The organism is Pseudoxanthomonas sp. CCNWLW251 (assembly GCF_037402255.1).
Classification (GTDB): Bacteria; Pseudomonadota; Gammaproteobacteria; order Xanthomonadales; family Xanthomonadaceae; genus Pseudoxanthomonas_A.
Map to the genome: position 1 here is coordinate 341,781 of NZ_JBBEGA010000003.1, position 21,882 is coordinate 363,662.

General features: G+C 66.8%; 18 protein-coding genes and 1 pseudogene. 9 read left to right on the top strand and 10 right to left on the bottom strand.

Translation table 11 applies throughout. The features are described 5' to 3' along the window. Positions 1-80 precede the first annotated feature (80 nt). The 4 genes from WBN46_RS14595 to WBN46_RS14610 form a co-directional block, all read right to left on the bottom strand. Positions 81-1,109 carry a LacI family DNA-binding transcriptional regulator gene (locus tag WBN46_RS14595; protein WP_337732178.1) on the bottom strand — a complete coding sequence of 343 codons (1,029 nt, stop codon included), beginning with the start codon at positions 1,107-1,109 and terminating at the stop codon, positions 81-83. Positions 1,110-1,292: 183 nt separating this feature from the next. Further along, positions 1,293-3,554: a glycoside hydrolase family 3 N-terminal domain-containing protein gene (locus WBN46_RS14600; protein WP_337732179.1), complete on the bottom strand. Its 2,262-nt coding sequence runs from the start codon at positions 3,552-3,554 to the stop codon at positions 1,293-1,295. A gap of 86 nt (positions 3,555-3,640) precedes the next feature. Further along, positions 3,641-3,910, bottom strand: coding sequence for a BolA family protein (locus WBN46_RS14605; RefSeq protein WP_192202742.1), 270 nt, complete (start codon positions 3,908-3,910; stop codon positions 3,641-3,643). Further along, positions 3,907-4,206, bottom strand: coding sequence for a YciI family protein (locus WBN46_RS14610; RefSeq protein WP_142125003.1), 300 nt, complete (start codon positions 4,204-4,206; stop codon positions 3,907-3,909). Before WBN46_RS14610 ends, WBN46_RS14605 begins: the two co-directional genes overlap by 4 nt. Before the next feature lie 376 nt (positions 4,207-4,582). On the opposite strand from WBN46_RS14610, the gene WBN46_RS14615 reads away from it, so the two are divergent. From WBN46_RS14615 to WBN46_RS14640, 6 genes and pseudogenes are all read left to right on the top strand, one after another. After that, positions 4,583-5,488, top strand: a complete 906-nt coding sequence (locus tag WBN46_RS14615) for a ScpA family protein (protein ID WP_337732180.1) — start codon at positions 4,583-4,585, stop codon at positions 5,486-5,488. Positions 5,489-5,537: 49 nt separating this feature from the next. After that, positions 5,538-6,110, top strand: a pseudogene (scpB, locus tag WBN46_RS14620) (SMC-Scp complex subunit ScpB); the annotation flags it as partial. A gap of 269 nt (positions 6,111-6,379) precedes the next feature. Beyond that, positions 6,380-8,032, top strand: coding sequence for a pseudouridine synthase (locus WBN46_RS14625; RefSeq protein WP_337732181.1), 1,653 nt, complete (start codon positions 6,380-6,382; stop codon positions 8,030-8,032). A gap of 145 nt (positions 8,033-8,177) precedes the next feature. After that, positions 8,178-9,290 carry an NAD(P)/FAD-dependent oxidoreductase gene (locus tag WBN46_RS14630; protein ID WP_337732182.1) on the top strand — a complete coding sequence of 371 codons (1,113 nt, stop codon included), beginning with the start codon at positions 8,178-8,180 and terminating at the stop codon, positions 9,288-9,290. A 68-nt stretch (positions 9,291-9,358) separates the two neighbouring features. Beyond that, positions 9,359-10,138 (top strand): ferredoxin--NADP reductase, encoded by a 780-nt coding sequence (locus WBN46_RS14635; RefSeq protein ID WP_337732183.1) that lies wholly within the window; start codon positions 9,359-9,361, stop codon positions 10,136-10,138. A gap of 112 nt (positions 10,139-10,250) precedes the next feature. Next, positions 10,251-10,796: a TlpA disulfide reductase family protein gene (locus WBN46_RS14640; RefSeq protein ID WP_337732184.1), complete on the top strand. Its 546-nt coding sequence runs from the start codon at positions 10,251-10,253 to the stop codon at positions 10,794-10,796. On the opposite strand, the gene WBN46_RS14645 is transcribed toward WBN46_RS14640, so the two are convergent. Both WBN46_RS14645 and WBN46_RS14650 read right to left on the bottom strand, forming a co-directional pair. Continuing rightward, positions 10,781-11,167 (bottom strand): hypothetical protein, encoded by a 387-nt coding sequence (locus WBN46_RS14645; RefSeq protein WP_337732185.1) that lies wholly within the window; start codon positions 11,165-11,167, stop codon positions 10,781-10,783. The genes WBN46_RS14640 and WBN46_RS14645 overlap by 16 nt on opposite strands. Before the next feature lie 16 nt (positions 11,168-11,183). Beyond that, entirely contained in the window at positions 11,184-11,666 is a 483-nt protein-coding gene (locus tag WBN46_RS14650; protein ID WP_337732186.1) for a glutathione peroxidase, read from the bottom strand. Between the two features lie 127 nt (positions 11,667-11,793). Here WBN46_RS14650 and WBN46_RS14655 point away from each other — a divergent pair, with 127 nt between their 5' ends. Next, positions 11,794-12,393, top strand: coding sequence for a hypothetical protein (locus WBN46_RS14655; protein ID WP_337732187.1), 600 nt, complete (start codon positions 11,794-11,796; stop codon positions 12,391-12,393). Positions 12,394-12,489: 96 nt separating this feature from the next. Here WBN46_RS14655 and WBN46_RS14660 read toward each other — a convergent pair whose 3' ends face one another. Then, positions 12,490-14,523, bottom strand: coding sequence for an amidohydrolase family protein (locus WBN46_RS14660; protein WP_337732188.1), 2,034 nt, complete (start codon positions 14,521-14,523; stop codon positions 12,490-12,492). A gap of 144 nt (positions 14,524-14,667) precedes the next feature. Between WBN46_RS14660 and WBN46_RS14665 the strand changes: the two genes are divergently transcribed. Further along, positions 14,668-16,857 carry a M3 family metallopeptidase gene (locus WBN46_RS14665; RefSeq protein ID WP_337732189.1) on the top strand — a complete coding sequence of 730 codons (2,190 nt, stop codon included), beginning with the start codon at positions 14,668-14,670 and terminating at the stop codon, positions 16,855-16,857. A gap of 308 nt (positions 16,858-17,165) precedes the next feature. Here WBN46_RS14665 and WBN46_RS14670 read toward each other — a convergent pair whose 3' ends face one another. Together WBN46_RS14670 and WBN46_RS14675 are read right to left on the bottom strand one after the other, a co-directional pair. Then, the gene (locus tag WBN46_RS14670) at positions 17,166-18,050 is read right to left on the bottom strand and encodes a DnaJ C-terminal domain-containing protein (RefSeq protein ID WP_337732190.1); all 885 of its coding nucleotides are present in this window, start codon (positions 18,048-18,050) and stop codon (positions 17,166-17,168) included. A 149-nt stretch (positions 18,051-18,199) separates the two neighbouring features. Further along, on the bottom strand, positions 18,200-18,640 hold the full coding sequence (locus tag WBN46_RS14675) for an Hsp20/alpha crystallin family protein (RefSeq protein ID WP_142125015.1): 441 nt from the start codon (positions 18,638-18,640) through the stop codon (positions 18,200-18,202). A 148-nt stretch (positions 18,641-18,788) separates the two neighbouring features. Here WBN46_RS14675 and WBN46_RS14680 point away from each other — a divergent pair, with 148 nt between their 5' ends. Further along, positions 18,789-19,268: a peroxiredoxin gene (locus WBN46_RS14680; RefSeq protein ID WP_337732191.1), complete on the top strand. Its 480-nt coding sequence runs from the start codon at positions 18,789-18,791 to the stop codon at positions 19,266-19,268. A 56-nt stretch (positions 19,269-19,324) separates the two neighbouring features. Here WBN46_RS14680 and pbpC read toward each other — a convergent pair whose 3' ends face one another. After that, positions 19,325-21,685, bottom strand: coding sequence for a penicillin-binding protein 1C (gene pbpC, locus WBN46_RS14685; RefSeq protein WP_337732192.1), 2,361 nt, complete (start codon positions 21,683-21,685; stop codon positions 19,325-19,327). Positions 21,686-21,882 lie beyond the last annotated feature (197 nt).

Below are 21,882 nucleotides of genomic sequence, written 5' to 3' on the forward strand. Positions count from 1 at the left end.
GATTGATGTACTGCATATCGGCATTGGTGCCGCTTGTAATCGATTACATCTCCGCTCAAAAAAAAGCGGTCGAACATTGCCTATCTTTTCGCGTGGCGGCCCTCTCCCACACTCGAAGCCCTGACGATCAATTCGGGGGTCAACATCGCCGATGGCGCCACGCGCGCGCCATCCGAGTCGATGGCATCCAGCAGGCGGCTCATGGCCTGACCACCCAACTCGGCAATACTGACGCGCATCGTGGTCAAGGTCGGGTGAACGAATCGTGCCAGCGGGATGTCGTCGAAGCCCGCCAGCGCGACGTCCTGCGGTACACGCACGCCGGCTTCGTTGAAGGCATACAGGCAACCCAGCGCCATCATGTCGTTGGCCGCGAACACGGCTTGCGGCTTCTCGGCCATCTGCGCGATGCGCTTGCCGGCCTCATAGCCGGTGGATTCACTGAAATCACCGCGGAACTCCAAGGGCGACGCATCCGGCACGAAACGCGCCAATGCATCGCGATACCCCCGCAGGCGTTCGCGCGCATCGAAGTTGCCTTCCGGGCCGCCGATGAACGCGATCCTGGCGTGACCAGCCTGTGCCAGATGTTCCACCATCGCCACGGCGGCGCTGTAGTTGTCGATGGTCAGCGTGGGATATGTCGCGTCCTGCACGTCGCTGTTGATGAGCACGACAGGCAACGACGACGGCAGGTTGTCCACCAGGAAACCCGGCTGGTCGGTGTAGGGAGACAGCACCAGCAGTCCGTCCACGCGGCCGCGCATCGCACGCAGGGCTTCGCCCTGCTCTTCCGGGTGGCCGTGATAGCTGGACACCAGCAGGTGCTGGCGGCGCGCGCGGGCGATCTGGTCGACGCCGCGGATCAGTTCGGAGAAGAACTCGCCATACAGGTCGGGCAGCACCACGCCGATGGTCTGGGTGCGGCGGCTGCTGAGGCTGCGCGCGGCGGCGTGCGGTTGGTAGCGCAAGCGGTCTGCCGTGGCTAGGACCTGCTGGCGCACGGATTCGGCCACGTTCTCGTGCCCGTTCAAGGCACGCGACACGGTGGCCACGGATACCCGGGCCTCACGTGCGACGTCCTTGATGGTGACCGAGGTTCGCGCCATTCCCCGCCCCTCCGCGGTGATGACTGCTGCAAGTGGCGCGGACTGTAACCGTTTTCACGGAAACGTGTAAAGCGCGCGTTAGTTGGTGGCAAAAATATTTCTCTTTCAACGACTTGCACGCCTCGCGCTGCCTGCGAAACATATTGCGGCGCAGCATCGACGACGGGGTACGGCCGGCTCGCCTCAGCGCGCCCCGACCGTGAACGCGGCCTGCTGCGTACGGTCCGAACTGCCGCCCACGAAGACCGTGAACGTGCCCGGCTCCACGACCTGTTGCATGCGCGCGTCGTACATGGCCAGGTCATCGAAGCCGAGCGTGAACGTCACGGTCTTCGATTCACCCGGCTGCAGCGACACGCGCTGGAATCCGCGCAACTGCTTCACCGGCCGGGTGATGCTGGCCACGTCGTCGCGCACGTAGAGCTGCACCACTTCGTCGCCTGCGCGCTTGCCGGCATTGGTGACGCGCACGCTGACCTGCTGCTCCAGGGCGTCCGGCTTCAGCGTCGCCGATGACACGACCGGTACGTCATACCGGAACGTGGTGTAGCTCAGGCCGTGGCCGAAGGCGTACAAAGGCGTCCACGGGACGTCGAGGTACTTGCTGGTGTACTTCTCTTCCGTGCGCGGCGGGCGGCCGGTGTTCTTGTGTGCGTAGTAGATCGGCACCTGGCCCACGTTGTGCGGGAAGGTGATCGGTAACTTCGCGGAGGGATTCACATCGCCGAACAGCACGTCGGCGATCGCGTGCCCGCCCTCGATGCCCGGGAACCACGCCTCGAGGATCGCCGGCACCTTGCCTTTCAGCCCGCCGATCGACAGCGGCCGGCCATTCAACAGCACGACGACCACGGGCTTGCCGGTGGCCGCGACCGCAAGCGCGAGCTGCTCCTGCACGCCCGGCAGGTCCAGCGACGTGCGGTTGTTCGCCTCCGCGCTCATGTCCGGGTGTTCGCCGAGGAACATCACCACCGCGTCGGCCTGTTTCGCGGCGACGACCGCATCGGCGATACCGCGGGTGTCCTGGCTGTCGATGTCGGTACCCTTCGCCACGACAAGGCGCATCCTGTCGCCAAGCGCGGCCTTCAAGCCTTCGAGCGGGGTGACCGCATCTTCCTCGCGCCCCGCCACCGCCCAGTTGCCCAGCATGGCGCGGCGATGGTCGGCCAGCGGCCCGATCACCGCCAGCGTTCGCACCGACTTGGAGAGCGGCAGCACCTGGTTGTCGTTCTCCAGCAGCACCAGCGACTTCTGCGCCATCCGGCGTGCGTCGGCACGGTGCTGCGGCGTCAGGGTCAGCGCGCGCTCACGGGCGCCGTCGTCGGTGCAGGAGCGATAGGGATCATCGAACAGGCCCAGGCGATACTTCGCGTTGAGCACGCGACGCACCGATGCATCCAGCTGCGCCATCGGGATGCGCCCCGCTTTCACCGCCGCCGGAAGATCCTTCACGTAGATCTGGCTGACCATGTCGACATCCACGCCCGCGCGCAGGCCGAGGATGCCGGCCTGTTCGCGGTCGGCGGCCACGCCGTGCGGCATGAGTTCCATCACGCCGGTGTAATCGCTGACCAGCAGGCCGTCCCAGCCCCACTGCTTGCGCAGCAGATCCTCGATCAGCGGCTGGTGCGCGTGCATCGGCACGCCGGCGATCTCGTTGAATGCGGCCATGATCGATTGCGCGCCCGCATCGACGGCAGCCTTGAACGGCGGCAGGTAGAGTTCGTGCAATGTGCGTTCGGAGATGTCGGCGACGTTGTAGTCGCGTCCCGCCTCCGCTGCACCGTAGGCGACGAAATGCTTGGCGGTGGCAAGCACCGCATCCGGTGCGCGCAGGTCTTCGCCCTGAAAGCCCCGCACCCGTGCCGCAGCCAGCACGGAGCCCAGGTACGGGTCTTCGCCTGCGCCTTCCACGACGCGGCCCCAGCGTGGATCGCGCGAAATGTCGACCATCGGAGCGTAGGTCCAGTGGATGCCGTGCGCCGACGCCTCGATCGCCGCGACGCGGGCAGCGTGCTGCACTTCGGCCGGGTCGAAACTCGCCGATTCGCCCAGCGGCACCGGGAATACCGTGCGATGTCCGTGGATGACGTCGTACCCGAACAGCAGGGGAATGCCGAGCCGCGACTGCTCCACGGCGATGCGCTGCAGGCGGCAGGTCAGCACCGCGCCCTGGGTGCCGAGGTAGGAGCCGATCTCGCCACGACGGATCTGGTCCTCGCTGCCCGCCATCGCGGCCGGCCCCGTGTTGTTGCCCACGCCGGGCGGCTGGTTCAGCTGGCCGAGCTTCTCCTCCACCGTCATCTTCGCCAGCAGGGCGTCAACGAACGTTTTTTCGGCCGGCGTCGCGTAGACCGGCGGCCTGGCGGCGGCGGTCCCGGCCAGCAGGGTAGCCACCAGTCCGGCCAGCAGTGCGTGGGGGATTCGGGGATTGTGATGCTTCATGGCGCCCTCCCGGCATAGCGAAGGGCGCGAATGTAAACGTTTTCAGCGGCGACTGCATGCGGCAGCGCCGGAAAGGCCGGCGGTGCTCAGCGGGCCTCGTCGGGTGTCCGCGCGTCGATGGCCAGGGCGTGGATATCGGTCTGCATCATCTCGCCCAGGGCGGCGTAGACGGCACGATGGCGGGCCAGCGGGGGCTTGCCGGCGAAGGCGGCGCTGGTGATGCGAACCGTGAAGTGCCCTCGCCCATCACGGGCCCCCTCATGGCCCGCGTGCTTGTGGCTGTCGTCCAGAACATCCAGCGACACCGGCTGCAGGGCGGACTCGAGGGCTGCCCGGATGCGCTCGATCCGGTTCACGGCAGGACCTTGCGGAAGGGCCGGACGTCCGTGCGCGCATACACGCCGGCGGTTGCGTAGGGATCGGCATCGGCCCAGGCGCGGGCGTCTTCCAGCGAGTCGAACTCGGCGATCACGATACTGCCGCTGAAGCCGGCCGGACCCGGATCCTCCGCATCAATGGCCGGACACGGGCCCGCCAGCAGCAGGCGACCCTCGTCGCGCAGCGCGGTCAGGCGGGCCAGGTGCGCAGGCCGCGAAGCCAGGCGCTTGGGAAGGGCGTCGGGGGCGTCATGCCCTTCAATGGCATACCACATGCTGTTCACTCCTGGGGCTGAGCCTGAATTGTACGTGCCCTCCTCTGGGCGGGTGCTGGACACGCTCCCGGCCAAGCCTTACCCTGTCATTCATTGCACGGCCGGAAGCAGCGGCCCGTCCAGGGGAAGACCCGGCCACGCCGCCCTCCCCGATCCCCGGCACGGGGACCACCGGGACGTTCGATTCGCTGCCCATACCCGCCCGCGCCCGACGACCTCTCGCTGTCCACCGCCGCGTCCTGCGGTGTGCTTTGCTGGTTGCTTCAAGGGAAGCGTTCGCCCTGCGACGCATGATGTTGGTTTGCGGAATGACGGCACCAAGCCGGCCCTGCCGCGTGCAGGATGGATCGGTGGTTAGCACGATGACTGTTTCTTGATGAGCCCAGAACTCGCGTCCGACGCGAACCCACAATCCCCGTCCACGCATCCGCAGCAGCAGGAAATGCCGCTGGCGATGGTGCATGGCCAGCCGGTACTGCAGATCCCGCAGGACCTGTACATCCCGCCGGATGCGCTGGAAGTCATCCTGGACGCGTTCGAGGGGCCGCTGGACCTGCTGCTGTACCTGATCCGCCGGCAGAACCTGGACATCCTGGACATCCCCGTCGCCGAGATCACCCGGCAGTACGTGGACTACATCAATGTGATGCAGGAGCTGCGGTTCGAACTGGCCGCCGAGTACCTGCTGATGGCGGCCATCCTGGCCGAGATCAAGTCCCGCATGCTGTTGCCCCGGCCGGTGAGCGAGGATGGCGAGGAAGGCGATCCGCGCGCCGAGCTGGTGCGTCGCCTGCAGGAGTACGAACGCTTCAAGCAGGCGGCCGAGGACCTGGACGCCCTGCCACGCCAGGACCGCGACACCACGCCGGTCAGCGCGGACGTTCCGGACCGGGCGGCGGTCAGGCTGCCGCCGCCGGTGGAACTGAAGGAAATGCTGCTGGCGCTGCACGATGTGCTCAAGCGCGCCGAGCTGTTCAGCGGCCACGCGATCAAGCGCGAGGCGCTCAGCGTGCGCCAGCGCATGGGCGATGTGCTGACGCGGCTGGAGGACGGCAAGTTCCACCGCTTCGAAAGCATGTTCACGCCGGAGGAAGGCAAGCTGGGCGTGCTGGTGACGTTCCTGGCCATGCTGGAACTGGCCAAGGAACAGTTGCTGGACATCGTGCAGGAAGCCCCGCTGGCACCGATCTACATCAAGTCGCTGGCGCTGAACAACACCAACGAACCGCTGCAGTTCAACAGCGAGTTCGACGACAGCGACGCTGCCAACGACACCCCCTGACGCAGCCGGGCCGACCCGCCCGCGCCGCATGCCCGAACGACAGGACCGCATGGATCAATCGCTCATCAACCGCATCGTGGAAGCCGCCCTGCTGGCGGCGACCCAGCCGCTGACACTCGCGCAGCTGCACGGCCTGTTCCCCGAGGACGAGCCGGCACCGGAAGGCAGTGTCGAGCAGGCACTGCAACAGCTTGCCGACGCCTGCGCCGACCGCGGCGTGGAACTGGTCGAAGTCGCCTCCGGCTACCGCTACCAGGTCAAGGCCGACGTGCATGCCTGGGTCGCCCGGCTGTGGACGGAACGCAAGACCAAGTACACCCGCGCCACGCTGGAAACCCTGGCGTTGATCGCCTACCGCCAGCCGATCACGCGTGGCGAGATCGAGCAGGTCCGTGGTGTCGCGGTGAGCAGCAACATCATCCAGGCCCTGGAAGAGCGCGAATGGATCCGCGTGGTGGGCCACCGCGACGTGCCGGGCAAACCGGCGCTGTTCGGCACCACCAAGGGCTTCCTCGATTATTTCGGCCTGAAGCGCCTGGACGAACTGCCGCCCCTGTCCGAACTCAAGGACATCGGCGAACTGGAGCCGCAACTGCCGCTGGACGGCGCGCCGCTGCCGGTCAGCATCGCAAGCGGCGATGCCGTGGATGAGGCACAGGACGAACACCAGCAGGCCACGCCGTCGGACGACGATGCAGGCGACAGGGACGACGGAACGGATACCGATACGCAGGACCACGCGGACGCGTCGCAGGACGATGCCGCCAATGACGACACCCCGACGGAAGCCGGCCATGACGCCGCACACGCTTCCAACGATGAACCTCAACCCCAAGATGACGACGCCGCAGTTTCCGACGAGGAACACCAGGCACCGTCGGAGCAGAAACAATGAGCAACACCCCGAAAAAACCCTCCCTCGGCAAGCTGTCGCTGAAGCGCGGCGAAGGCGCCGAAACCCCCGATACCCAACGCCTTGAAGAGCGACTGCACAAGGTACTGGCGCAGGCCGGCCTGGGTTCGCGCCGTGCGCTGGAACAGCGCATCGCCGACGGCCTGGTCAAGGTCAACGGCGAAGTCGCGCAGACCGGCATGTCGGTCAAGGGCGGCGACCGCATCGAGCTCGACGGCAAGACTTTCGTTGCCAGCGCGCTGACCGAGCCTTCCCGCGTGCTGATCTACAACAAGCCGGAAGGCGAAGTGACCACCCGCGAAGACCCCGAAGGCCGCCCGACGATCTTCGAAGCGCTGCCGGCCCTGAAGGGCGCGCGCTGGATCGCCATCGGTCGCCTGGACATCAACACCACCGGCCTGCTGCTGCTGACCACCGATGGCGAACTCGCCAACGCGATGATGCATCCGTCCTACGAAGTCGAACGCGAATACGTGGTACGCGTGCGTGCGCCGGAAGGCCAGGAGAGCGTGCCGGACAACGTCGTCGACCGCCTGCGCCGCGGCGTGGCGCTGGAAGACGGCCCGGCCAAGTTCGACAGCATCGAGCGGATCGGTGGCACCGACTCGCACGACTGGTTCAGCGTGGTGGTCAAGGAAGGCCGCAACCGCGAAGTGCGCCGCCTGTGGGAATCGCAGGGCTGCCAGGTCAGTCGCCTGAAGCGCGTGCGCTACGGCAAGGTCAGCCTGCCGCAGCCGTTGCTGCGCGGCCAGTCGCAGGAGCTGCCCGACGCCCAGGTGCTGGCGTTGCGCAAGGAACTGGGCCTTGAAGACGGCACGCCCGCCGCGCTGACGCTGCAGCCGGTCATCGGCCAGCGCAAGGCATCCAAGTCCACCGTGCACGTGGGCGGGGGACGCAGCGGCAGCGCCTACGTCAACGGCCACAACAGCGCCGACGAAGGCCGCGAACTGCGCCGCTTCGATCATGTCCGTGAAGACCGTGGCCGCGGTGGTCGCGGCAAGAAGCCGCATGGCGGGCTGACCGTCAGTGGCGAGCAAGCCGCGAAGCAGTCGCAACGGCCGTTCAAGCAGCGTACGCAGAAGGGCCCCAAGCCGTTGCCGGACGGCAATCCGGCGGCGTTCCGCAGCTGGTACGTGCCGGACGGTGTGGATACCGGCCCGGCCGGACACCGCAACGCCGGCCCCGGTGGCCCGAAGAAGCCTTACGGCGGCAAGCCGGGCGGTCGTCCGGGTGCCGGTGGCAAGCCGGGTGGCGGCATGGGCAAGCGCGGCCCGGGCGGTGGTCCCGGTGGCTTCGGTGGCGACCGCTTCGGCAGTGACCGCGCCGGCCCGGGTGCCGAACGTGGTCCGCGCGGTGCGCAAGGTGCGGGCAAGCCGCAGCGCGCAGCGCGCCCGTACGGCCACCCCGCCAGCGCACCTAGCTTCCCCTCCGATCACGCCAATCCAGGGTTCAGTCCCTACGGCCAGCAGCCGCGCGGTCCGCGTCCGCAGGGACGTCCCGGTGGCGGTGGCAACCGTCCGCAGCAAGCGGGTCCGCGCCCCGGTGGTCGCCCGGCCGGCGGGCGTGGGCCCGGTGGCCGACCCGGCGGCGGCGGCGGGCAGCGCGGCCCTCGCGGCGGCGGCCACGGTTGAAGCAATACGGAGAAGGCGCCCTCGGCGCCTTCTTCTTTTCCGGTTGCCGGTTCGCGACCAGACGACTTCATCGCGACTTCATCGTCACTCCCTGCTCGGTCTGCACGCTGCGCCTCCAGACCGATGAAGGAGCGCTTGCCCCACCATGCAGGACAACCGCTATGACGTGATCGTGGTGGGTGCGGGATTCGCCGGCCTTGCGTGCGCGCGCGAGCTGGCCTCCGGCGGCTTCCGTGTGTGCGTGATCGATCGCAAGCACGATCTCGGCGAACGCCTGCATACGACAGGCATCCTGGTGAAGGAGGCCTGCGAATCCCCCCTGCTCGACGGCCTGCCAGCGGCGCTGGTGCGCGCCGTACCGCACATCCGGCTGTACGCACCGAACTTGCGCAGCGTGCGGCTTGGCGCGAAAGACTACCGGTTCTACACCACCGACACGCCCGCCCTGATGCGCTGGATGGGCGAACAAGCGCGGGCTGCCGGCATCGACCTGCGGCTGGGATGGGCCTTCCGCGATGCCGTGCGGACCGCCAACGGGTGGCACGTGCCGGGTATCGGACACGCGCGCTTTCTTGTCGGCGCGGATGGCGCGCGTTCACGGGTCGCAGAACGCATGGGGCTGGGTCGCGCACGCCAGTTCCTTTACGGCGTCGAGCACGAATTCGATGGTGTCGCCCTGCGTGAACCCGATGCCCTGCACTGCTTCCTCAGCAAACGGTTCGCGCCTGGCTACCTGGGTTGGGTGGCGCAGACGCCCACCGGCGTACAGGCCGGACTCGCCGTGCGGCACCATGCCGGCACGCGCTCACCGCCCGACATCGAAGGCTTCCTGCGGCATGTCGCTCCGATGACGGGACTGCCGGGCGGACGTCGACCGGACAGCATTCGCGCTGGATTGATCCCCTGCGGCGGCCCCGTGCAGCCCTGGCAGCGCGATGGCGTGCTGCTGGCGGGCGACGCGGCCGGCATGGTGTCCCCGCTTTCGGCCGGTGGCATACACGCGGGCCTGCGGCACGGTGCGACGATCGGGCGCATGCTCGCCCATCGACTGCAGGACGATGCCATGCCCATGTCCCCCGCCACGCCTGCCGTACCCGCCTTCGCCTTCAAGCGCATGCTGCGATGGGCCTTCGACCACGCGCAGTTCGATGCCCCGGTGAACCTGCTGCTGACCGCGCGCCCCATGCGTCGCATGGTGGAGCAACTCTGCTTCCATCGGCGTGGCGGTCCGATGCCCGACCCGGAGCGCGCGGATTGAGCACGATCAAGGCCGCATCGCGGCGGTCGGCTACAATGCGCCGTTGATTCGATAGCCCAGACTCCCCCATGTCCTCTGCGTTCGGCACCGAGACGGTGCTCGACGTCCGTCACTGGACGGACGCCTACTTCAGCTTCACCACCACCCGCGACGACGGTTTCCGCTTCGAGAACGGCCAGTTCGTCATGATCGGGCTGGAAGTCGAAGGCAAGCCGCTGTTGCGCGCCTACTCGATCGCCAGTGCGAACTGGGAAGAACAGCTCGAGTTCTTCAGCATCAAGGTGCAGAACGGTCCGCTGACCTCGCGACTGCAGCACATCAAGCCGGGCGACAGCGTGCTGATCGGGCGCAAGCCCACCGGCACACTGCTGATCAGCGACCTGCACCCCGGCCGCAATCTCTATCTGCTGGGCACGGGGACCGGACTGGCGCCGTGGCTGTCGATCATCAAGGACCCGGCGACCTACGAGCGCTTCGACAAGGTCATCCTGACCCATGGCGTGCGCCATGCGGAAGACCTGGCCTATCGCGACTATTTCGAGAAGGAATTGCCGCAGCACGAATTCCTCGGCGAGACCATCCGCGAGAAGCTGCTGTACTACCCTGCCGTCACCCGCGAGGACTTCCCCCACCAGGGCCGCCTGACCGACCTGATGGCCAGCGGCAGGATGATGGAGCGCCTCGGCATCGACGCACTGGATGCGGAGCACGACCGCGCGATGATCTGCGGCAGCCCGCAGATGCTGGCCGATTTCCGCACCCTGCTGGACAGTCGCGGCTTCACCGCCGCACCACGCATCGGCACCGCCGGGCAGTATGTGTTCGAGCGCGCCTTCGTCGAGAAATAGGCGCGAGGCGCGCGCCGGGGCCACGCCCGGCGCGCATCGGGAACAGGCCACGCGGGACGATCGCGCCGTCAGCTGCTACGCTGCCGACACGAGGTCCTGGGGAGGACGAGCCGTGATCCGGAATCTGCTGCTGGCCATGCTGTTGGCCGCTGTCCCGCATGTGCACGCCGCCGATGCCGTCCGGCAGCCTGGCGTGGGCGACGTGCCGCCCCCCATCACACTGAAGGATCGCGAGGGCAATCCCGTCGATCTGGATGCCCTCAAGGGCAAAGTGGTCGTGGTGACGTTCTGGGCATCGTGGTGCGGCCCCTGCCGGCGCGAGCTGCCGATGCTCGGCCACATGCAGAAGATCGTCGGCCGGGAGCACCTGGAAGTCATCGCCATCAACATGAAGGAACCGCGCAGCGACTACCTCGGCGTCCTTCGTGCCAACAAGGATCTGGACCTGACCTTCGTCCACGACGTCCGCGGCGTGGTGACGGACCGTTACGGCGTGACTGCGCTGCCGAACATGTTCGTCATCGGCCAGGATGGCCTCATCGTGCGCACCCATCGAGGTTACTCGGAGGCCGTGCTGGAATCCTTCTCCCGGGAGTTGCTCGCGCTGCTGCCCGAAGAGGCGCTGCAACGGCGCGTCCCCTCTCAGCCTCCCCCGTAGCGCAGCCAGATCACGGCCGCCGCCTCATCCGCGAACACCTGCGCGTTGAACCCGTGTTCGTTGGCCAGCAGGCCCGCGAATTCCACCTGCGGCAGCTGGTCCGCATGCCGTTCAACGTAGGCGATACGCACGGCCTCCATGCCCTGTCCCTGCATCGCCTGCACGAACTCCAGCAGTTGCCCCGGCGGCGGTGGCTCGCCTTCCATGTCATCCACCACCAGCAGTGCACGTGGCGTCAACCGGCGGATCTCTCCCGCGATGACCTGCCAGTAGGCCAGCGTGGTCTCGAGCGTGCCATTGACGCCGGTCACCCACGCGCGCAATCCGTAGTCGGTGGTGGCGAACTCGATATGGAACAGCCGGCTGTCCACGCCCTCGCCCACTGTTTCAGGCCAATGCAGCGCGGACGTCGCCCGCCAGCGACGCCGGCGCATCGGTCGGCGCATAACGCTTGATCACCTTGCCGTCGCGGCCCACGAGGAACTTGCTGAAATTCCACTTGATCGCGCTGATGCCGAGCAGCCCGCTCTTCTCCTGCTTCAGCCACTTCCACAGCGGATGCGCACCCTCGCCGTTGACGTCGATCTTGGCGAACATGGGGAACGTCACGTCGTAGTTCAACGAACAGAAGCTGCGGATCTCGGCTTCATCGCCCGGTTCCTGGTGGCCGAACTGGTCGCACGGGAATCCCAGTATCACCAGCCCCTGCGGTCCGAACTCGCGCCACAGCGCCTCCAGGCCGGTGTATTGCGGCGTGAAGCCGCACTTGGAGGCCACATTGACGATCAGCAGGGCCTTGCCCTGGTACTCGGACAGGGAACGCTCCTGGCCATCGAGGTCCTGGGCGGAAAAGTCGTAGGCGGTGGTCATGCGCGCGCTCCGGGAAAGACGCTATCAGACACCGCGCGCGCGCGCAGGGCAAGGCATGCGCCCGGCGGCTGTCCAAGCCTCCGATGATCGGCTAACGTGGCCGCGCACCCGGTCCAGGATGCTGCCCATGCAAGAAGCTGCCGATCCCGCCAGCCACGCCAGCCTCTATATCCATGTCCGCATCCTGCTGGGCATGATCGTCGGCCTGGGCCTGACCCACCTGCTGCGCCACGTCGCGCGTCTGGTGGAGCGACCGAACGCACACCGCATCCATGGCGTCCACCTTGTCTGGGCCGCCTTCATGTTCGTCTACCTCCTGCACTTCTGGTGGTGGGAATTCAGCCTTTCCCACCAGGCACACTGGAACTTCAACCTCTACCTGTACGTCACGCTGTACGCGCTGCTGCTGTACCTGCTGTGCGCGCTGGTCTTCCCGGAATCGCTGCCGGACGGCGGTGGCTACCGCGAGTACTACTACGGGCGACGGCACTGGTTCTTCGGTCTGCTGGCGTTGATGTTCGTCGTCGATATCGGCGACACCCTGATCAAGGGCGCGGCCTATGCCCAGCAGTTGGGACCGGAGTACTGGGTGCGCAACACGGTGTATGTCGCCGGCAGCCTGGTGGCCATCGCCACGCGCAACCCGCGCTTCCACGGCACGTTCGCGGTGATGGCACTGCTGTACGAGTTGTCGTGGATCTGGCGGCGCTACGAGATCCTGACGTAGCCCAGTCCTTCTGTAGGAGCGACGTCAGTCGCGACCGTATACCTTGAGGATTCCCAGTCTGCGGTCGCGACTGACGTCGCTCCTACAACAGCTGGGTCAGCGAACAGATTGCACGTTCAGTGCAGGCGCAAACGGCCTGATCCCCAGTGCCTCGTGGATCTCGGCCGGGTAGTACGCGCGCCCGTCCTTGATCACCAGCGCGAGCTTGCGGATGTCGCTGATGTTCTCCGTCGGGTCGCCATCCACCAGCACGAGGTCGGCGCGCTTGCCGGGCGCGATGGAGCCGGCGTCGTCCAGCGTGCGGCTGTACTTCGCACCGTTCCAGGTCGCCACCTGCAGCACCTGCGAGGGCGTCAGCCCCGCCTGCACGTACAGTTCCAGCTCGCGCTGCAGGGTGAAGCCGGGCAGTTCGTCCGTGCCCGCGACCAGCGGGACACCTGCGCGATACATGCGCCCGGTGAAGTCGACCAGCTTGTCGAAGCTGCGCTTGTAGCGGGCGCCGGTGACGTCGTCAGGAATGTTCAGTTCCGCAGCGCGGCGACCGCGTTGCACGTCCGGCGGGAGGTGATCGGCCACATCGGCGACGATCGGCGACAACTGGCCCTCGCGCTGATGCAGGAACTCGAACGTCGCCAGCGTCGGATCGACGACGACCTGCTTCTCCGCCAGTTCGGCGATGAAGTCCTGTACCGGCTTGCTGTCGAAATCCAGCCCGTCGGTCTTGTCGGCGACCAGGTAGAAACGCGCCAGCGTGCGCGTATCGGTTTCCGGGGTGACGAAGAAGTTCAGCATCACCTGGTTGATGTGCTGGATCTCGTCATAGCCCTGTTCCACCACGTCCTGCGCCCGCATGAAGGCAGGCACGTGGCCGCTGACGCGGATGCCGCGCTGGTGGGCGTAGGCGGCGGTGTCGCGCAGGATCTCTTTCGGGAAGGAATTGTAGATCTTGATCTGCGGGTAACCATGGTCGGCGTACCAGTCGATCGCCTGCTTCGCGCCGGGCAGGTCCTTCACCACGAAGCCGCCCTGCGAGGAATGCGGGCTCTGGCCTTCGATGTAGCCGGCGGGAATCACGCGCGGATGCATCAGCGTGCCGGCCTTCTCCTCGGCCATCAGCTGTTGCAGCGTCGCGTTGTCGTTGCCCATGTCGCGTGCGCTGGTGACGCCCGCCGCCAGGTGCAGGCCGCCTTCCCAGCTGCCGGCGTGCACATGCATGTCGTAAAGCCCCGGCAGCAGCACGCGGTTGCCGGCGTCGACGACCTGTTGTGCCTCCACCGTCACCTGTCCGGCCGGCGACACCGACACGATCCTGCCATCGCGCACGACCACGTCGGAGGAAGCCCCGAGCACGGCCTTTTCGCTGTCGAAGACGCGCGCATTCCGGATGAGTGTGGTACCCGGCAACGGATGCGCCAGGCGCTGCTGCAGTGCCACCAGTGCCTCGCGCTCGGCGATCTTCTGGCGGGCTTCCAGCGTGTCGGCCGTGCCCTGCCAGCCGTCTTCGATGAGCTGCAGGAAGCCCGGGTAGATGTAAGCGAACAAGCGCGGCTCGGCATCACGCGTTACCCATACGAAGCTCGGCGTGAAGCCTATGCCGGTCAGCGCCAGCAGGTCGACCGTGCGCGACTGCGTGCCAGTGCGGATGTCCATCGACGCGAGCTTGCGTTGCGTCAGCGTGCCGCTGGGAACCAGCGGCAGCTTGCCATCCGCCTGCCTGGCCAGCGCCGCCAGCGCCACCGATGTCGTGGCCGGCGTGCCACCGAGCGGCGTGTACAGCGCCGTGCCGGTGAAGGTATGCGTGCCTGCGTCGGAGGTGCTCTTCCATTGGCCACGGTCGCCGTCACGGGTGAACGTCTCGTCCACCGGCGCACCGAACGTGGATACGCCTTTCACCTGGTAACGCTCGAATGTACCGTCGGCCGCGAGCCGGTACTCTTCCTTCAGCTCCGGCCCGCGCCCGTTGTCCTTGAAGATGAAGTCCACCCGGGTGACGCCGTCATTCCCGACCGTCACGGTCTGTTCCCCGGCCTTCTTGCCGCCATCGACCAGCGCGATGTACTTCAGGGTCTCGGCGGCCAGCGCCGACGGGGCCAGCAGCAGCGCACAGCAGAACGCAAGGACAGGCTTCACGGGACTCTCCGGCAAGGGACGCACGATGCGATTCTCCCGCAGATTGAGGCCCCGCCGGGTCCGTCGCCCATGCCTTTCGTCATGGGTCCGGTCCGCCCCCCTGGGTTACCCTTGGGAATCCACTCTGTCAGGACGTTGCGCTACATGACCACCCGCCTCGCCATCGCGCTCGCCGCGACCCTCGGACTCGCCATGCCCGCCTACAGCCAGGCCGCCACCCCGGCCACCCAGACCGCCCAGGTCGCCAATCCCTTCTTCGCCGAAAGCACGCTGCCGCTGCATTACCCGCAGTTCGACAAGATCAAGGACAGCGACTTCGCCCCCGCCTTCGACGCCGGCATGACCGAGCAGCTGAAGGAGATGGACGCCATCGCCAACGACCCTGCCGCGCCCACCTTCGAGAACACCATCATCGCGATGGAGAAATCCGGCCAGGTGCTGGACCGCGCCACCACCGTGTTCTTCAACCTGGTAGGCACCGACACCAACGATGCGCGCAACAAGCTGCGCGCCGATTACTCGGCGAAGTTCGCCGCGCATGGCGACGCCATCAGCCTGAATCCGAAGCTGTTCGCCCGCATCAAGGCGCTGTTCGACAAGCGCAACGACCTGGGCCTGGACGCGCAGGGCGTGCGCCTGATCGAGCGCTACCACACCAGCTTCGTGCGCTCCGGCGCCAACCTCAACGAAGCCGACAAGGCGACGCTGAAGAAAATGAACGGTGAACTGGCGTCGCTGGGCACCACCTTCAGCGACAACGTGCTGAAGGAAGTCAACGCCTCGGCCGTCATTGTTGACGACGTGAAGCAACTCGACGGCCTGACCGATGGCCAGATCGCCACCGCTGCCGAAGCCGCCAAGAAGCGTGGCCTTGAGGGCAAGTACGTCCTGACCCTGCTCAACACCACGGGCCAGCCGCCGGAGTCGCAGCTGACCAACCGCGCCCTGCGCCAGCGCCTGCACGAGGCGTCGGTCGTGCGCGGCAGCCGTGGTGGCGAGTTCGATACCACCGCGCTGGTCTCGCGCATCATGAAGCTGCGCGCCGACCGCGCGAAACTGCTGGGCTACCCCAACCACGCCGCGTACGGCCTGGAAGACCAGACCGCGCGCACGCCGGAAGCCGTCAACGCGATGCTCGGCAAGCTGGCGCCGGCCGCCGTGGCCAACGCCAAGCGCGAGGCCGCCGACCTGCAGGCGATGATCGACCAGGAGCAGAAGGCCAAGGGCGAGCCGACCTTCGCGCTTGAGCCGTGGGACTGGGCGTTCTACACCGAGAAGGTACGCGCGGCGAAGTACAACTTCGACGAGTCGCAGCTCAAGCCGTACTTCGAGATGAAGAACGTGCTGGAAAACGGCGTGTTCTACGCCGCGACGCAGCTGTACGGCCTGACGTTCAAGGAACGCACCGACCTGCCGAAGTACCACGCCGACACCTGGACCTACGACGTGTTCAACGCCGACGGTTCGCAGCTGGCGATCTTCATCTTCGACCCGTATGCGCGCGACTCCAAGCGCGGCGGCGCGTGGATGAACTCGTACGTGTCGCAGTCCGGCCTGACCGGCGACAAGCCGGTGGTCGCCAACCACCTGAACGTACCGAAGCCGCCGGCTGGCGAGCCAACGCTGATGACGTGGGATGAAGTCACCACCACGTTCCACGAGTTCGGGCATGCGCTGCACGGCATGTTCTCCGACGTGAAGTATCCGTACTTCAGCGGTACCAGCGTGCCGCGCGATTTCGTGGAATACCCGTCGCAGGTCAACGAGATGTGGGCCGACTGGCCGTCGATCCTGGCCAACTACGCCAAGCACCACAAGACCGGCGAGGCGATGCCGCAGGCACTGCTGGACAAGGTGATTGCTGCGTCCAAGTTCAACCAGGGCTTCGCCACGACCGAGTACCTGGGCGCCGCCATGCTGGACCAGCGCTGGCACCAGATCACCGCCGACCAGGTGCCGGATGCCGCGGGCGTGATGAAGTTCGAAGCCGCCGCGCTGACCGCCGACGGAATCAACTACAAGCCGGTGCCGCCGCGCTACAAGACCCCGTACTTCAGCCACATCATGGGCGGCTACTCCGCCGGCTACTACGCCTACATCTGGTCGGAAGTGCTGGACGCCAACAGCGTGGAATGGTTCAAGAACAATGGTGGTCTGAAGCGCGAGAACGGCGACCACTTCCGCAAGACGTTGCTGTCGCAGGGCGGCAGCCAGGATGCGATGAAGCTGTTCCGCGACTTCGCCGGCCACGATCCCAGGATCGAGCCCTTGCTGGAAAAGCGCGGCCTGACGGCACCCGCCAGCGCTGCGCCGGCGGCCAAGCAGGTCAAGTAAGCGGACCTGCCAGGTTGCATGATGTTTCCCACGCCACCTTCGGGTGGCGTGGTGCTTTCAGGGGGCTGGAATCCACGGGTGACGCGCAGGGTTTTCCACAATTCGTGTGGATGGAACCCGCACGAAACTGTGGATAACCCTCTAGCCGCCTTGTGCGGCGGACATGTCAAGACGGGTGGCGAAAATTTCGCCACTCCGCACTGCCGAACATCGGATGTGCCCTGGCGCACCATCACGGCGCCCTCGATGCCTTGAGGTTGATCGAGAGCGTGGCACGCCAGGGCGCACCCTACGTTTCGCGGATGGGATCAGGCGTCGAAGGCCTTGCCCAGTGCCGCGTAGGCCTGACGCTGCTCATCGGTCTCCGCACGCGGCGCCGTGATCTCCAGTTCCACGATCTGATCACCGGGTGGCGTGCCGGGCAGGCCGCGCCCGCGCAGGCGCAGCTTGCGGCCGGAATCCGAGTCCGCCGGGATCTTCAGGTCCACTGCGCCACCCAGCGTGGGGACGCTGACGGTTGCGCCGAGCGCCGCTTGCCAGGGCGTCAACGACAGCACATGGATGATGTTGCGGCCGTCCACCTCGAACTGAGGATGCGGCGCGTACTCCACTTCCAGCAGCAGGTTTCCACCTTGCGTACCCTGCCCGGCCAGCCGGATCACCTGCCCCGGCTTCACCCCCGTCGGCACGCGGACATCGAGCTGCCGTCCGTTGACGTTCACCCGCACGCTGCCGCCGTCATGCACCGCCTGCAACGGCACCGACAGCTTCGCGCGCGAATCCCGCATCGGCTGCGGTCCGCGCGACTGCGCCTGCTCCGCGCGGGCGCGCCTGCCGAACAACCCCTCGAAGAAATCACTGAACCCGCCAGTGCCACCGCCCGCACCACCGAAGATCTCCTCGTAATCGAAGTCCTGCGATCCCGGCCCGCCGCGCCCGAAATCAGGCGGGGGGCGAAACTCCTCTCCGGGCCGATAGCCGCGCGCGCGCAGCTGGTCGTAGGCTGCCCGCTTCTGCGGGTCGCGCAGCGCCTCGTAAGCCTCGTTGACGGCCTTGAACTGATCCTCGGCGCCGGACTCCTTGCTGACGTCCGGGTGGTACTTGCGGGCCAGACGACGGTACGCCGTCTTGATCTCGGCGTCGCCGGCCGTGGGCTCGACGCCCAGTACCGCGTAATAGTCCTTGAACTGCATGGAATCTCCGCACGATCACGCGGAATGCCATCCACCATGGCGGAGAGGCATCCGGAAAAAAGAAAAGGCCCGCGACGCGGGCGCCACGGGCCGATTCTATCGCTCCGCCCGCTGCCCCGCCGTGTCGACCGGCGGGGCCCCGGCACGGCTTACTGCACCTGGATGCGGCGTGGCGTGGTTTCAGGCTTCTTGGGGATGTCGATCTGCAGGACGCCATGCCTGCCGGTGGCGGTGATGCCGTCGGCGTTGGCGCTGTCCGGCAGCGAGAAGCGGCGGTAGAAGGTGCCGTGGACGCGTTCCATGCGGGAATAGCGCGCCCCCTCTTCCTTCTCCGACACCCGTTCGCCCCGCAGGGTCAGGATGCCCTTGTCCATGTGGATCTCGATGTCCTTGGGGTCCACGCCCGGAATGTCGGCCAGGATCACGAAACGGTCGTTGTCCTCGCGGATGTCCACGCGCGGCGCCCACTGGCTGGTCACCACGTTGGACTGGTCGGCGTCGGCCTCGCCCAGGAAACGGTCGAAGACCTGCTTGATCTCGTCCTGCAGGCCGCGGGCATTGCCCCAAGGGTTGTACTGCACGATGCTCATGTCGGTAGCTCCTCTGGAAGTGGCGCCGGTCCTGCCGGGCGCCGATGCCCCGGAAATAGGCGCTTGCCAGGTCATTTCAAGACCGTCACGGCCACACCACACCGACACGCTAAACTGCATTCAGTTTCCCTCCACACAAGGCATTTCCATGAGCATCCAGGTTGGCGAGCGCGTTCCCGAAGTGACCCTCAAGCGGATCCGCGAGGGCGTGGAGACGGTCGACACCGTCACCCTGTTCGATGGCCGCAAGGCCGTGCTGTTCGCTGTCCCCGGCGCCTTCACCCCGACCTGCTCGGAGAAGCACCTGCCCAGCTACGTGCAGCACTTCGACGACTTCCGCAGCCGCGGCATCGAGGTCTTCTGCGTGTCCGTCAACGATCCCTTCGTCATGCAGGCCTGGGGCAAGACCCAGCACGTGCCGGATGGCCTGCAGATGCTCGCCGACGGCAATGCCGACCTGGCCAAGGCACTGGGCCTGGAGATGGACGCCAGCGCCTACGGCATGGGCATCCGCGCCAAGCGCTTCGCACTGTATGTGGAAGACGGCGTGGTGAAGAACGTGTTCGTGGAAGCGCCCGGCGAATACAAGGTCTCCGGCGCGGAGCATGTGCTGGAACACATCGGCTGACGGATGCCCTGACACCAGTGCAGGAGGGGCTTCAGCCCCTCCTGCAGGCATCGCAGTCACCTCAGTACGTTGAACCGAACCCTCGCCCAGGCACCGCTGTCGGCCAGTGCGGTGAGCTGGTGCTCCCCCGTCTCGGTGAAATCCTGCTGGAACGCCTGTGTACCGTGCGTTTCCGCGATCCAGCGACCGTCGAGCAGCCACTGCACGCGGGTATCCGTGCCCAGTGCGCGCAACTGCAACCGGACGCCATGTTGACTGCCGGGAGCGCGGGCCAGCGTGGCGAGGTCATTGAGGCCGTCGATGCGTAGTTCCTCGGCGGCATCACGGCCGTCGGGCTGGCAATCGGGCGACAGCGGCGGCAGCCGTGAAGCGATCCGCTCGCGTGCAGGCAGCCAGGGCGAAGCCAACGCGGGCCAGCGTGCGATCTCCGTGCTTCGTGCTTCATGTGCACGGGCACATTCACTTGACAGCCGGAGACCGGTGCGCGCGTCCACCTCGAAACGTTCGCGGCCTGCATTCCACAGGCGAGCATCGCGTTCGGCGAATGTCGGCGGCACGTTTCCGCCGAGCGTCCATGCATCGCGCTTGCGCTGGCACAGTTGCGGTGACTCCGCTTCCGCCTGCGTACCCAGCGGCCAGCAGACCGCCTGTTCCGCCACGTCGGCAGGTGGCGGCATCGGACCCGCATCGCCCTGCGCACGCGGCAGGCTGTCGATCACTTCGAACATCAACGGGAGCGCGGTGACCGCGCCGTACTGGCCAGGCAGCGGCGTGCCGTCGGGCCTGCCCACCCACACCCCGACGGTATGGCGACGGGTGCCGCCGAGCGCCCAGGCGTCGCGGAAGCCATAGCTGGTGCCGGTTTTCCACGCCACCCGCGGGCGGTTCGCGGTGTCGAGCACGCCACTGCCGTAACCGGGACGCGGATGCGCCTCCAGTACTTCGCGAATGATCCATGCCGCGCCGGGCGACAGCAGGCGACGATCGGAGGCTGGGTCCTCTGCGGTGTAACGCACGCGGCCCGACAGTCCGCCACGGTTCAATCCTGCGTATGCGCCCACCAGATCCTCCAGGCGCGCACCCGTGCCGCCGAGGATCAGCGACAGATTGGGCTGCGCACCACGCGGATAACGCAGCACGAGGCCATTGTTCGCCAGACGCGCTGAGAAACGCGCCGGTCCGACGCGGTCCAGCAGGTCCACTGCGGGCACGTTGAGCGACAGGCGCAGCGCATCAGCGGCACTGACGGGTCCATTGAAGGCCGCGTCGAAGTTGCCGGGCCGGTAGCCACCGAAGGACTGCGGCGCATCGATCAGCAGGCTCTCGGAATGGATCAGTCCGTCGTCCAACGCCAGGCCGTACAAGAACGGCTTGAGTGTCGAACCTGGCGAACGCCATGCCTGCACCATGTCGACATGTCCCAGCCGTTCGCGGTCACCGAACGCCACCGAGCCCACATAGGCGCGCGCTTCCATCGTGGCGTTGTCGATCACCAGCAGCGCTGCGGATGTCCGTGCAGGCAGCGTGGAGAAGTAGCTCTCTACGCGCTCTTCCAGTGTGCGCTGCAGGCCGGCATCCAAGGTGGACGTGATACGCGATGCTCGCGGTTGCTGGCGGCGCAGACGTTCGGCCAGCAGTGCGGCGCTCAACGGCGCCTGCAGGCTACGGGCGACGACGGGCTCGACACGCGCATCATCGACCTCGCCCTTCGACCAGACGCCGAGATCGGCCATGCGCTGCAGCACCTTGTCGCGTGCCACCCGTGCCGCCTCAGGATGGCGATCCGGGCGCAGCCGGCTGGGCGACTGCGGCAGCACCGCGAGCAGCGCCGCCTCCGCATGCGAAAGCCGTGCTGCAGGCTTGCCGAGGTAGGCCCAGCTCGCCGCATCCACGCCTTCGATGGTGCCGCCGAACGGCGCGCGCTCGAGGTAGAGCGTCAGGATCTCGCGCTTGGACAGGTGCGCTTCCAGTTGCAGCGCGCGCAGCATCTGCTTGGCTTTGCCCCATGGCGTGCGCGAATGCCGATCCAGCATGCGCGCGACCTGCATGGTCAGCGTGGAGCCGCCGGAGACCACGCGTCCATGCCTCACGAACTGGCCTGCCGCGCGCACCAAGGCCCACGGATTGATGCCGGGATGCCTCCAGAACCAACGGTCTTCGTAGTTCAGCAGCGCCTGCAGGTAGAGCGGCGATACCGTGTCGGGTGATGCGGGATAGCGCCAGACGCCGTCGCGGTCCGCGAAGGCGCGCAGCGGCGTGCCGTCGCGTGCGACGACCAGCGTGCTGCTGTCACGGGTCTTGGGCAGCGGCGGTGGGAATGCAAGATCCGCCAGCAGCAGCGCGACGAGCAGGACCACCGTCGACCATCGCAGGCAGGACAACCAGCGTCGTTTCCGACCTTCGTCATTCCAGCGCATGCTGGAATCCATTTCGCTTCTGATCCGCTGTGTCATTGGCCGTAGATGGCTGGAAGATCAAGATGGATCCCGGCGTTCGCCGGGATGACGTCCGGGAAACTTTTCGCCAACTCCAACCCCGTCATTCCAGCACACGCTGGAATCCATTCTGCCTCTGATCCGCTGTGTCATTGGCCGTAGATGGCTGAAGATCAAGA

Coding starts and splice junctions, on each gene's coding strand:
- WBN46_RS14595 (WP_337732178.1), bottom strand. CDS start 1,109: ATGGCGCGAACCTCGGTCACCATCAAGGACGTCGCACGTGAGGCCCGG.
- WBN46_RS14600 (WP_337732179.1), bottom strand. CDS start 3,554: ATGAAGCATCACAATCCCCGAATCCCCCACGCACTGCTGGCCGGACTG.
- WBN46_RS14610 (WP_142125003.1), bottom strand. CDS start 4,206: ATGTGGTATGCCATTGAAGGGCATGACGCCCCCGACGCCCTTCCCAAG.
- WBN46_RS14615 (WP_337732180.1), top strand. CDS start 4,583: ATGAGCCCAGAACTCGCGTCCGACGCGAACCCACAATCCCCGTCCACG.
- WBN46_RS14625 (WP_337732181.1), top strand. CDS start 6,380: ATGAGCAACACCCCGAAAAAACCCTCCCTCGGCAAGCTGTCGCTGAAG.
- WBN46_RS14630 (WP_337732182.1), top strand. CDS start 8,178: ATGCAGGACAACCGCTATGACGTGATCGTGGTGGGTGCGGGATTCGCC.
- WBN46_RS14635 (WP_337732183.1), top strand. CDS start 9,359: ATGTCCTCTGCGTTCGGCACCGAGACGGTGCTCGACGTCCGTCACTGG.
- WBN46_RS14650 (WP_337732186.1), bottom strand. CDS start 11,666: ATGACCACCGCCTACGACTTTTCCGCCCAGGACCTCGATGGCCAGGAG.
- WBN46_RS14655 (WP_337732187.1), top strand. CDS start 11,794: ATGCAAGAAGCTGCCGATCCCGCCAGCCACGCCAGCCTCTATATCCAT.
- WBN46_RS14665 (WP_337732189.1), top strand. CDS start 14,668: ATGACCACCCGCCTCGCCATCGCGCTCGCCGCGACCCTCGGACTCGCC.
- WBN46_RS14670 (WP_337732190.1), bottom strand. CDS start 18,050: ATGCAGTTCAAGGACTATTACGCGGTACTGGGCGTCGAGCCCACGGCC.
- WBN46_RS14675 (WP_142125015.1), bottom strand. CDS start 18,640: ATGAGCATCGTGCAGTACAACCCTTGGGGCAATGCCCGCGGCCTGCAG.
- WBN46_RS14680 (WP_337732191.1), top strand. CDS start 18,789: ATGAGCATCCAGGTTGGCGAGCGCGTTCCCGAAGTGACCCTCAAGCGG.
- pbpC (WP_337732192.1), bottom strand. CDS start 21,685: ATGCGCTGGAATGACGAAGGTCGGAAACGACGCTGGTTGTCCTGCCTG.